Origin of the sequence: Aliiruegeria sabulilitoris, assembly GCF_001558155.1 — a bacterium.
GTDB lineage: Bacteria > Pseudomonadota > Alphaproteobacteria > Rhodobacterales > Rhodobacteraceae > Tropicimonas > Tropicimonas sabulilitoris.
This window is the reverse complement of record NZ_LOAS01000058.1, coordinates 1-11016: the sequence shown is the minus strand read 5'-3', so window position 1 is coordinate 11016 and position 11016 is coordinate 1. Positions and strand designations below refer to the sequence as shown.

Here is an 11016-nt window from a genome sequence, read left to right as displayed (position 1 = left end):
GTTGGGCAGACTCTACATTACGGTGAGGGACTTTCCGGGGGGCAGGTCACAGTGAAATCTGGTCGCTGAGATATGATCGTTTTAACCTGGGAACTCCCTCAGGATAAATCTAAGACTTTCGTTGAAATGACACCCAACACAGGGAAACAGAGATAACCGGTGGCAGCAGTACCACTTTGTCCTGAGATCTATCGACAACATGCGCCTGTGAACAAACACATGGGTGACGATGACAGGACAACGCTTCGCGGTGCGGGTATCCTCCAAGATGCTTCCGTGGTCAAAGAGCGCAGGGAGCAGACCTTCTGTTTCGGTCCAGCAGCGGCAGCAACGTCCGCTGACTTGACCTTGGTGGGAGACGCCGCGAAGGTTCGCTTCCACTCCGCCTGGACAGCCGTCCAACTAGCAAGGCAGGGATTGCTGCACTGCCGAGAATGACTGCTAGGTCGGCAAAGCCGACTCGAAAAACGGCTCGAGATGATGGGCCGATCGGGTTGATCGGCCCAACTCGTCAGAGATCGACAGACTCGGCGATCGAGAGTGCGTCCTCCAAATCGACACCGAGATAACGGACAGTGCTGTCCATCTTCGTATGTCCCAGTAGGAGTTGTACTGCTCTCAGGTTGCCGGTCTTGCGGTAGATCTGCGCAACCTTGGTACGACGCATTGAATGCGTTCCGTACGAATTGGGGTCCAAGCCGATCGACCGGACCCATTCTCGAACTAGGCGCGCATACTGGCGGGTAGAGATATGCAGCCGCTCATGAAAGCGACCTGGCCACAGGAATTTCGATCCGATCATCAAAGGGTCTGCGATCCATTGCGCGATCGATTTCCGAGTTCCTTCCGAAATCTCAAACCGAACTGGTTTGTCCGTTTTGCTTTGGATTATCGAAGTGCGCTCCTTGACCAGCCCGGCAGCGTAGACATCCGCGACCTCGAGCTTTACGAGGTCGCACCCTCGCAGTTTGCTGTCGATGGCAAGATTGAAGAGTGCCAGATCACGTTTCCGCTCAGCGAGTTCCAGCCTTACCCGGATTGCCCAAACGTGATTGGGCAGCAGCGGTCGTTTCTGGCCGACAACTCGCCCCTTGTTCCACGGCTGTCGACAATCCCGGATGGCAGGAAGGTTCACGTTTTCCATTACGTTTCCTCACATCCGCCACTCCCATCCGCAGCGCCGACCCAGCGTCCGCTACCCAATATATGTTTCCACGTCGGCTTTGGAGAACATCGTAATCGAATTCGGAAACCGAGGTGCTCGGCAGGTGTTTACACGCATCTGCCGTTCGGGATTATTGTCCACCTGCGCCGTTCGCAACCGCAGCATCAGTCAGAACGGGCGGACTCCGGAAGTTCGCCGCAGCGAATATGAGTGTCCGCTTCGCGGGAGATAGGAATCGGATTGTCATTCCTCCCTTGCCAGGAGCCAGTAAGTCAATCCGAAGGCAAGGCCGAGAGCCGCGTAACCGAGGAAGTACCCCGCGTCGAGATCCTTGCTGTCGAGGGTGATCACCTTTCGAGCCACCGCCATCAGCGCCGTTGCCACGACAAGCTTCACGTGAATGACATTCGCGGTCAGGTAAAGAGTCACGTTGCTGTATATTTCCACGGCAATCAGTACGACAAGCACGGCCGCGAAGACATCCAGCAGATCGCCCACCTCCAGAATGAACATCGGTGGGCTGATCATCTTAATGACGAAGGTGTAGGCGGTGTCGACGATTGCGAAAAGGATCACGACAACCATGACGACCGACAGCAGGCGAATGCCGTGACGGATCAGCCTGTTGTTCGTGCGGACTATGCGGTCTTCATGGTTTGGATCCAGTTCCACATGTTGGTCATTATCCGTGGGATCGGTCTTGCTCATGGTCTCAACCTTGTTTCTTCGTGACGCCGGATCCGCTCCATTTCCGGCAAATCTGCTTTCCCAAGCCTTAGAGCTTGTCGCGGCTGGCGTTTCATCCAGACTACGCGATCCGGTGCAACGTCGCGCTCTGGAAAGCTCTATGTCCCGGAGACGGGCCAGTCATCCCAGCAACGGACCCCGACAACCGACTGTCGTCGATTGATCACTTTGCTCGGTGGCAGCACCTCAGAGCGGATCATATCTGAAGCTCAACACAGAAATGATTGCAAAACGCAATCAAAGCATCAGAGGAGTTCCCCAATGCGAAAGTCGATCACCGTCCCCGTCAGCCTGCTCCTGGCCCTGTCCGTCGCCATGCCGGTTGTGGGCGCTGAAAGCGCCGCAAACACTTTCAGCGAGACGCTTCTGGAAGAGCGCACCGTGCCGATGCCGGCCGGCCTGTCGCCGGAAATGCAGCAAGTCGTACAGGACCGCCAGTTCGCGCCGACCCCGCCTGCACCGACGTCCATTGAGGCCTGGCTTGAAGCTCAGGCGACCATTGATGCACCAGGTGCGGAACTCGCTCGCCTCGGCGCGAAACTCAACAACGCCACCTATGAAGAGGTTGAAATCGCTGGCGTCCCGGCCTTCGTCGTTACACCGGGAGAGACCGACCCACGGTGGGACGATCACGTCTTCATGCATACCCATGGCGGTGCCTGGGTCTTTGGCGGCGGCGAGAGCGCCCTGCGCGAGGCGATCTGGGCAGCAGTCGGACTGGGAGTCGAAGTGGTCTCGGTCGACTACCGTCAACCTCCCTTGCATCCCTTCCCGGCGGCGCTTGAAGATTCGGTTGCGGTCTGGAGCGAGATCACCGCGGAGGCAGATCCGGGCAAGACCGCGATATTCGGCACCTCCGCTGGCGGCAATCTCGCCCTGGCGACAACGGTCAAACTCGGCCAGATGAACGCGGACCTGCCGGGCGCCATCTTCGCCGGCACCCCGGCGACCGATCTTGAGAACCTGTCCGATACCTGGAACACGCTACAAGGCCTCGACCCGCTCGGCGGACGCGAAGGTGCACTTGCCGGCGCGTTCGATCTCTATATCGGGGAAGCCGACCCGTCTGATCCGCTGCTGTCGCCGGTCAATGCGGACCTCGAAGGGTTCCCGCCGACGGTCCTGATCTCCGGCACCCGCGACCTGCTGTTGAGCGACACTGTGCGGATGCACCGTGCCCTGCGGGACGCTGGCGTCGAGGCCGACCTGCATGTCTATGACGGCCAGGCCCATGCTGACTACATGCAGAACCTGCTGACCCCCGTTCCCGAGGCCGAAGATGCACAGCGGGAGCTCTACGAGTTCTTCGACCGGCACCTGAACTGAGCCCCCAACGCCCCCCGGATCACAGATTGGCCCGGGGGCATATGACACGCGCGACCGGTCGCAGCGTTTGATCCCGATATCCCCAAGGACCAACCCCATGTTTCGACATCTCTCCACGCTGATGGCGGCTTCGTTCTTAGTAAACCTTGCCAATGCCGCCATCACCACCATGGTCGGCATCTTCGTCGCCAGGAATGGCGGCACACAGGCCGAACTTTCCCTCATCGCCGCTGCCTTTTCGCTGGGATTCGCATTCGGCTGCCTTGCGACACCGACACAGGCCGCTCGCATCGGTATCATCCGGGTCTTCGCGGCCGCTGCCGCCGTTGCCACGATCTCGATCATAGGCATGGACATGACAGACAGCGCCCTGAGCTGGGCTGCGCTCCGCTTCGTCATGGGTGCCTCCATCGCCGCCGTGCTGGCCGTCTCGGACACCTGGATCAACCAGTCCGCGCCCTCGAATTCGCGTGGGAAGGTGATTGCCGCCTACAGTATCGTCCTCGGGCTCGCCTCCACGGTCAGCCAGCTGGTCTTTCTCTGGATGGGCAACAATGCGGACCAACTCGTGCTTGTCTTTGCCGTCCTGATGAACATCTCGGTGGTCGTCATCGCGACCACAGCGGCGACACAGCCCGAGGTGAAGCGCCAGGAAGGCCGGAGGATCTATTTCAGCCTGCCATCTGTCTCGGCCGGCGTCGCGTCCTTCGCCTCCGGTTTCAGCGTCGCAGCGATGATCTCCATCGTGCCCTTCTACCTGACCACGCATGGCGTCCCCGTTGGCCTCGTCGCCATGATCATCATGACGATCTATCTCGGACGCCTGCTGTTTCAGTGGCCCATCGGCGCACTGTCGGACCGGATGGACCGCCGCTATCTCATGGCCGCACTCACCGTGCCGATCCTCGTGCAGGCCGTGGCAATGATCGCGCTCGGATCGCATGAAGGCGCACTTCTCACGGGCGATCAGGGTCGGATCTGGCAGGGGCTCGGATTTCTCATGTCACTGCTGATCGGCGCATCGATCTACCCGATGTACTCCGTAGCCTCGGCCCTCGCCTTCGACCGCGCCGATGAGGGCAAGATGATCACCGTCTCGACGACCATGCTGGTCATCTACTCGGCTGGCTCCGTCCTGGGACCGCTCACGATCATGGCGCTCACACCGTTTCTCGCTGACAACGCCATGCCGTCGGCTCTGATCCTGATGAATATCGCGGTCGTCGCGGTCGTCTGGCATCGCTCCCGCAAGATTGAAGCGCCCGAAGAAACCGTCCCGGCCATGCCGATCCCGGTCGGAAGCCTTGAAATGGTGCAGACTGCAGGCGAGCTTGCCGAAGCCGAAGCCGCCGATGAGCAGGCGGGTTCCGAAGAGGACGCGGACGAGCCCCTGCCGGACCCGGCAATGTGACAGCTCAGCCGGAAGACGATGACCGGAACTGGCTCGGCGTGGCACCGAACCAGCTCCGGAAAGCCCGCCGGAAGCTGTTCACCTCGGTAAAGCCAAGGTAGTAGGCCACCTGCGCCACGCTCATATCGGTCTCCGCCAAAAGCATCTTTGCCCGACCGATCTGCTCGGACTGCGCGAGATCCTTGAATGAACCCCCTTCTGCCAACAGCTGGCGCTGCAACGTCCGCACGCCAACTCCGAGCGCCTCGGCAACATCGTTTACCGAGGCGCTTCCCTTGTTGAGCTGCATCCGCAGCGCCTGTCGAACGGCGTCCGAACGGGTCCGTGGCGGCCGGAGAAAACGCAACTCCCGAACGCCGGACGCCGTAATCTCCAGCCGCGCTGCGTCATCGAGGAGTGACGGCGCGTTGATCCGTGACAGCGGGATCGCGATCCCCGGCAGCATGTCTCCCGAGCGAACCTCCGTACCCAACACGCGCTCAAGCGCCCTTGCCTGAAGGCGGTGCGTCTGGGGCAGTTCGATCCAGTCCGGCACCCAGTCAGGACCGAGGAACGGCCGCACGAACCCGGTTAGAACTGGCGGGAGTTCCTGTTCGAGGAGTTGGACAGCGATGCCCCCGCCGAGCGGCGTGTCATAGCTGACCACGAGATGCTGCCCATCGCGCCGGGTCCGGATATTGGTGCCGCGTTGAAGGAAGGGAAGCGCGCGCATTGTGCGCTGGAGGGCGAGATCCAGCCGTGACGCGCCGAGGACGTAATTCGAGTAGGAGTTCGCACCGGCCAGCGAGGCGAAGGAGAAGCCCTTTGCCAGGATCGCGCCGAGATGCTCTTCGCCGATTGTCCTCGCAACGTGCTCCAATAGGCCAGCGTGCAATCGCAACGGCAGATGCACGGGCGGCCCTTCGAGGACGGACCGTGTCAGCCCAAGGTCTTTCAACCCGCGCTCCACGATCCTGCGAGAAGCCAAGGAGTCCAGCCTTTGGATCGTGGGAAGTAACCCCCGGGAATTCTGCATCGGTTCACGCACGGCTCCACTATGTCGTCGATTGATCACTTTGGGAACTGCCCGGCCCATTCAGCCGCCGACCGGGCGTTCATATCTCTGGATCGAAAGAAAACTCCTGCTATCTGATAGGTTTACCGTCATGACAACCCGCATCCCCTTCGCAACTTTTCTGGTCTCCGCGGCGCTTGCTATCGTCAGCCCAGCGGCCATCGCCGCAGTTCCAATGGAAGGCGGTCCGTCCTTCAACACCTTGCTCGAAAACCTTTCCTTCGACGGCAGGGTCGAGGTGAAAGAGCGCGCCGTCGTTTCCAACTCGGTGAATGGCTTGCTGTCCCGTGTCCTGTTCAACATGGGAGGTCAGGTCGAAGCGGGGCAGCCGCTCTTTGAAATTGCCGACTCCGCGTACCAGTTTAAGCTGCAGACGGCGGAGGTCAACGTGGCGCGGCGGCAGGTCGACCTGGACGCAGCGGTTGCTGCCCTATCCAGGGCCTCCGCGCTGCACGAGAGAGGCAACACCTCGGCAACCGCCCGCGCCGACGCCGAGAACGCCGTCAAACTCGCAACGGCCAACCTTTTGGAGGCCGAGGCGACCCTTGATCTCGCGAAGATCCAGCTTGCGGCGACGGCGGTCCGAGCGCCGATTGCCGGCCACATCGATGGCGTGAATTACCCCACCGGCTCTTATCTGAAGGCGGACACCGGCGTGATCTTGTCCCAGGTGACGCAACTGGACCCGGTGCTTGTGTCGTTCCACCACCCCTACACCTCCCTGCTTGAACTCTATGCCGCCGCCCCGGACCGGCTTGGAAACCTGCTTGATGCAGTGTCCGTCGAAGTCACCCTGCCTACGGGAGAACAGATTTCGGAGACCGGCCGTATCATCGCCACTGCGAATGCGCTGAGCGCAGAAGACAGTACGCTTGCGATCTGGGCCGAAGTGCCCAACCCGGAGACGCTGCTCATTCCCGGGCTTCCTGTTACAGTCGGCATATCGGTGATCAAGTGAAGCGCTCGATGATGTGTGCCAAGCTGCTATCGGAAAAGAGAAATATAGCTCAGAGTGTTGACACTCGGGAGAAAAGACAATGACCGACCTGTTGGAACGCTTCATCACGCTCTGGGTCGTGATCGACCCGATCGGAACGATCCCTGTCTTCATCGCGGTTACGGCCGCGATGACTGCACCCCAACGGCGCTCCACGGCTCTGCTGGCGACCCTGGTGAGCATCGGTGTCCTACTCTTCTTCCTCGTCGGCGGGCAGATCCTGATCGAAGCGCTTGGCATCAGCCTGCTGTCGTTCCAGGTCGCCGGCGGGATCGTTCTCTTCCTGTTTGCCCTGACGATGATTTTCGGAGAACCCAAATCGGAGTCCGACATGCATGCCGCGGATGCGGATGCCGGTCGCGCAGAGCAGCCATCGCCCGCCATCTTTCCGCTGGCGGTGCCTTCGCTTGCTTCCCCCGGCGCCATGCTGGCCATCGTCCTGCTGACCGATAACACGACCCAGCCAGTCCTGGATCAGGCGCTGACGGCCGCCGTCATGGTGGTGGTGCTCGCCGTCGCCTACATCTTCATGTTGCTCGCCGACCCGATCATTCGCCTGATCGGAAACTCCGGCGCGGCCATTATCAGCCGCGTGATGGGTATGATCCTCGCCTCTGTCGCCGCGAATGCCGTATTGTCGGCCGTGGTAGAAATCGCGATGACCGGGAGCCTGTGATGGCTGGTCTGCTTTCCGGAGCAATGCACATCCTGCGGGTCACCTTGGTGTTGCTCTCCCTGCTTATGTACCCATCCTCGGAGGCAATCGCCCAGACCAGAGAGGACCGAGGTTATGTGACGCGTCTTCTTGAAGACCTGCTCAGTGTGGAGGGCAGCGAGGTTCTGATCGAGGGAATGTCCGGCGTGACACGTGGGCCGGTCAAGGTGGATCGCGTAAGCGCTTCCGATCATCTCGGCGAATGGCTGGTGATCCGGAACCTTGTCATCGACTGGAACCGAACCGCTTTGGTCAGCCGGAACGTGAACTTCCGCGAGGTCAGCGCCGAGGAGGTGACCCTCCGTAGATGGGCCAGTGCCGACGAGGACAGTGGCATATCACCGGAGGCAGGTGGATTTTCCTTTCCTCAACTCCCGGTCTCGTTCCGGATCGGAGATCTGAACCTGCCCGCCGTAACGGTATCCGGCCCAGCGTTCGAAACGCCGGCGCAGTTCGAGATTGGAGGAAATCTGAATCTGGCCCGAAGCCGCGGTGAGGGCCAACTCGAGGTTGCGAGGATCGATGGACGGTCAGACTTTCTCGAACTCGAACTGGGCTACGATAGCGGCGCCGAAAACATCGATTTCAAGACAAGGATCCGCGAAGCGCCTGGCGGCGCTGCCTCCCGGATCCTGGGTTTGCCGGGTCTTCCGTCGATCGACCTGCAGATATCCGGCTTAGGGACCTTCGACGATTTCGCGGCAGACTTGAACCTTGAGACAAACGGTATCGAACGCATCGATGGCAGTTTTACTTCTCGCGGTGACGAAGATGGCGCACAACGACTCGCGCTCGAAGTCGGCGGGGATGTTCGCCCGCTTTTCGAGCCGGATTTCCGTGATTTCTTCGGCCCGGACGGCGAAATCTCGGTGGATGCGCTGCGCCGAGCCGACTCGTCCTTCCAGATCTCCGAGTTTCGTCTTTCGACCGCGGAAATGACCATTACCGGATCGGCCGATGTCGGTTCGGACAACATTCCCAATGCATTCTCGCTTCGTGGAAAAATCCAAAGCGAAGACGGAGAAAGCGTCCTTCTGCCAGCACCCGAACATCCGCTATCAGTCCAAAGCGTATTCATCACAGCTGATTTCGATGCAGATGTCAGCGAAAGGTGGTTTGTGAGAGGCCGAGTGAACAGTTTCGAACGCAACGAAAGCGCGCTCGAATCCCTGGTTCTCGAAGGGAACGGTCTGATCTCGGACGAACCTGGCGCGCGCAGCGTAAGTATTGACGGATTCGCTGAATTTCTGGGGCTGGAGCTTCCCGATTCTGCGCTTGCCCGAATTCTCGGTGCCAACCTTCGGGCAGATAGCGCGGTCCGTTGGGAGGAAGGCAGCCCAATCCGAGTAGACAGGGTCGAGCTGGACGCTGCCAATGCCGACATTGCCTTCGAGGGAGAGATCAGAGCGGAGGATCGCAGCCTGATCCTGTCGGGAGAAACATCGGGCTCGCTCACGGACCTGACGGTTTTTGAATGGCCAGCCCCTTTGGATATCAACGGCTGGGCCGATCTGACGGTCGCGGGAGATTTTGATCTTCTGGGAGGGGATATCGACGCCCGGATGGAGGTTGCGCTCGGTGACCTGCACACTGGTATTCCGGACGTAGACACTCTTCTCGGAACCGATCTTGTGTTTACTGCGGATCTGCTGCGCGACATCGAAGGCACCGAGATCCGGGGAGCGGTCATCAAGGCGGAAGCCCTGCAAGTGTCGGCTGACGGTCGTATCGGCGATGCGCGGGGCGCCTTGGCTCTGGATGCCACGCTTCGGGACCTTGCCTTTTTCGCCCCACCTTTTCCTGGAGAAGCGAGCGTCGTGGCCCGCCTCCGGGAAACAGATAGTGGCGTCTGGCATACATCTCTCGTCATGAATGGGCCAGACGACTTGTCCGCCGCATTGCTGGGTGTGCTTCAAGCTCAAGCGTCCAGTTTGGGTGTCACGGGGCGAATACCGGGGCTCCCGTCTCTTCCGGCGCCGTTTGATACCGGCATCTCCGTTGAAGGCAGGGCCGAACAGGACCTGACGGGCTGGATGATCGATCTTCAATCAAACGGTCCAGGCGCAATCCGGTCAAGGCTCAATGCCCAGTTTCCGACCTCCGACGATCCCCCCTCTTATTCGCTCCGCGGTGACATGCCGTTGCGGATGATCAACGCCGTCATCGCCCCCAACGCCATCGAAGGCAATGCGAGCTTCGAAGTTCAGACCAGCGCTCCATTGTCTGTGGAAGAACTGTCGGGCGGGGTTGCCATCAAAGGGGCACGCTTGTCGGTCGCCGGTATCACCGAACAGCTCGAAGGCATCGATCTCGCGGCTCGACTAACAGACGGGCAGGTTCGGATTGATGGCAATGCGGCCGGCAGCTCCGGCGGCGGCGTTCTGTTGTCCGGAACGACGGAACTCGAGCCTCCTTTTCGGACAAGGTTGAGCAGCGATCTGCAGTCCTTCAGGCTTGAGCGTGCAGGGATCTTCAGCAGTGCGGTTGACGGCCGCATCGTACTTTCGGGAGACACTACAATCGGATTTGGGATTGGCGGCGGATTGAACATCGGTGACACGGTCGTCCATCTGACGTCGAAGCTATTTCCGACGGCCGCGCCGATCCCGACAATCCGCCATGTCAACGAGCCTGCCAATGTCCGTCAGACCCGGGCGCGGGCAGGCGTGAAAGCTGCGGACGAGATTGCGATTGCAGGACCTGCGATCGACCTCAATGTAGCAGTTTCCGTTCCGGGGACAATACGGGTCGAAGGCGCATCGCTTTCCGCCAACCTCGGTGGTGAGTTGCACGTCGGCGGAAACTCAAGTGACATCCGACCCACCGGAAAGATAGGCATCTTGGACGGGAAAATGAGTCTTCTCGGTCGGCGCCTTGACCTGACCGCCGGCAACCTCTGGCTGCGCAATGGGCTCGTTCCCTGGGTTGAGTTCGTGGCCCGAGGGGAACGGCGCGACATTGTATTGGACACCGTACTGTCCGGCCCAGTCAACGACCTCAACGTCGAGTTCATTGGCTCGTCACCATTTCCCAGCGAGACCGAACCTGGCAGGTTCAACCGCTATCCTCCGGACGAGGCCGTGTCCCGGTTCTTTCTTGGAAACCCCATCAATGGGGTCAGCGCGCTCCAGGCCGCGCAATTCCTCTTCGGTGTGGCCAGCGCTGCTTCGGGGAGCCTCGATGACCCTTTCGCCATTCAGGTCGGACGACGATCCCACTCCACCGCCCCCTTGGGCGATGCGCCGCTCGAAAGCCCGAGGCCGGCCCGCCGCGATGTGCTTCTGAGAGTGGATTCCGACAGGGCCGGCGACTCCGAGGTCGTGATCGAGTTGGAACTCAACAATAACCTGTCCGTCGTCGGTAGGTCCCGCTCTGGTGGGAATGGATCCATCGGGCTTTTCTTCACACGTGACTACTGAGTGCCAAGAGGGGCAATCGGCAAGGAGCCGCCGGTTGTGACCCGGCTTCGTTTTTTCGGAGAAGGGGATCGTTCGCCCTCGATCAGAACCTTGAAATGAAGAACTTCCTGACGGTGCCGATCAAAAGCAGACTTCGACACCGAAGGCCGATTGGGACGTCCAAAGCATCGATCCTGCCGATG

General features: G+C 60.3%; 9 protein-coding genes. 5 read left to right on the top strand and 4 right to left on the bottom strand.

Going from position 1 to position 11016, the window contains the following annotated elements:
• Window positions 1-511: 511 nt before the first annotated feature.
• Entirely contained in the window at window positions 512-1144 is a 633-nt protein-coding gene (locus tag AX756_RS23910) for a tyrosine-type recombinase/integrase (RefSeq protein ID WP_068318203.1), read from the bottom strand.
• Between the two features lie 264 nt (window positions 1145-1408).
• The gene (locus AX756_RS23905) at window positions 1409-1873 is read right to left on the bottom strand and encodes a phosphate-starvation-inducible PsiE family protein (protein WP_068318201.1); all 465 of its coding nucleotides are present in this window, start codon (window positions 1871-1873) and stop codon (window positions 1409-1411) included.
• A 300-nt stretch (window positions 1874-2173) separates the two neighbouring features.
• Here AX756_RS23905 and AX756_RS23900 point away from each other — a divergent pair, with 300 nt between their 5' ends.
• Both AX756_RS23900 and AX756_RS23895 read left to right on the top strand, forming a co-directional pair.
• On the top strand, window positions 2174-3238 hold the full coding sequence (locus AX756_RS23900; RefSeq protein ID WP_068318198.1) for an alpha/beta hydrolase: 1065 nt from the start codon (window positions 2174-2176) through the stop codon (window positions 3236-3238).
• A gap of 97 nt (window positions 3239-3335) precedes the next feature.
• Complete coding sequence (locus AX756_RS23895) at window positions 3336-4649, top strand: MFS transporter (protein WP_068318195.1); 1314 nt, start codon at window positions 3336-3338, stop codon at window positions 4647-4649.
• A 4-nt stretch (window positions 4650-4653) separates the two neighbouring features.
• On the opposite strand, the gene AX756_RS23890 is transcribed toward AX756_RS23895, so the two are convergent.
• The gene (locus AX756_RS23890) at window positions 4654-5616 is read right to left on the bottom strand and encodes a helix-turn-helix transcriptional regulator (RefSeq protein ID WP_163886852.1); all 963 of its coding nucleotides are present in this window, start codon (window positions 5614-5616) and stop codon (window positions 4654-4656) included.
• 178 nt (window positions 5617-5794) lie between these two features.
• Here AX756_RS23890 and AX756_RS23885 point away from each other — a divergent pair, with 178 nt between their 5' ends.
• The 3 genes from AX756_RS23885 to AX756_RS23875 all read left to right on the top strand — a co-directional run bounded on the left by AX756_RS23885 (window position 5795) and on the right by AX756_RS23875 (window position 10834).
• Window positions 5795-6661, top strand: coding sequence for an efflux RND transporter periplasmic adaptor subunit (locus AX756_RS23885; protein ID WP_068318189.1), 867 nt, complete (start codon window positions 5795-5797; stop codon window positions 6659-6661).
• 79 nt (window positions 6662-6740) lie between these two features.
• Window positions 6741-7376, top strand: a complete 636-nt coding sequence (locus tag AX756_RS23880) for a MarC family protein (protein ID WP_068318186.1) — start codon at window positions 6741-6743, stop codon at window positions 7374-7376.
• Complete coding sequence (locus AX756_RS23875) at window positions 7376-10834, top strand: translocation/assembly module TamB domain-containing protein (RefSeq protein WP_068318183.1); 3459 nt, start codon at window positions 7376-7378, stop codon at window positions 10832-10834. The genes AX756_RS23880 and AX756_RS23875 overlap by 1 nt, the downstream gene beginning before the upstream one ends.
• Here the strand turns inward: AX756_RS23875 and AX756_RS26545 are convergent.
• The coding region (locus AX756_RS26545) for a hypothetical protein (RefSeq protein ID WP_231701169.1) at window positions 10828-11016 on the bottom strand (189 nt) is incomplete at its 5' end. The two genes, AX756_RS23875 and AX756_RS26545, sit on opposite strands and share 7 nt — an antisense overlap.

Excerpts from the sequence above, each read along its gene's own strand:
- AX756_RS23880 (WP_068318186.1), top strand. The coding sequence starts at position 6,741 with ATGACCGACCTGTTGGAACGCTTCATCACGCTCTGGGTCGTGATCGAC.
- AX756_RS23895 (WP_068318195.1), top strand. The coding sequence starts at position 3,336 with ATGTTTCGACATCTCTCCACGCTGATGGCGGCTTCGTTCTTAGTAAAC.
- AX756_RS23885 (WP_068318189.1), top strand. The coding sequence starts at position 5,795 with ATGACAACCCGCATCCCCTTCGCAACTTTTCTGGTCTCCGCGGCGCTT.
- AX756_RS23910 (WP_068318203.1), bottom strand. The coding sequence starts at position 1,144 with ATGGAAAACGTGAACCTTCCTGCCATCCGGGATTGTCGACAGCCGTGG.
- AX756_RS23875 (WP_068318183.1), top strand. The coding sequence starts at position 7,376 with ATGGCTGGTCTGCTTTCCGGAGCAATGCACATCCTGCGGGTCACCTTG.
- AX756_RS23905 (WP_068318201.1), bottom strand. The coding sequence starts at position 1,873 with ATGAGCAAGACCGATCCCACGGATAATGACCAACATGTGGAACTGGAT.
- AX756_RS23900 (WP_068318198.1), top strand. The coding sequence starts at position 2,174 with ATGCGAAAGTCGATCACCGTCCCCGTCAGCCTGCTCCTGGCCCTGTCC.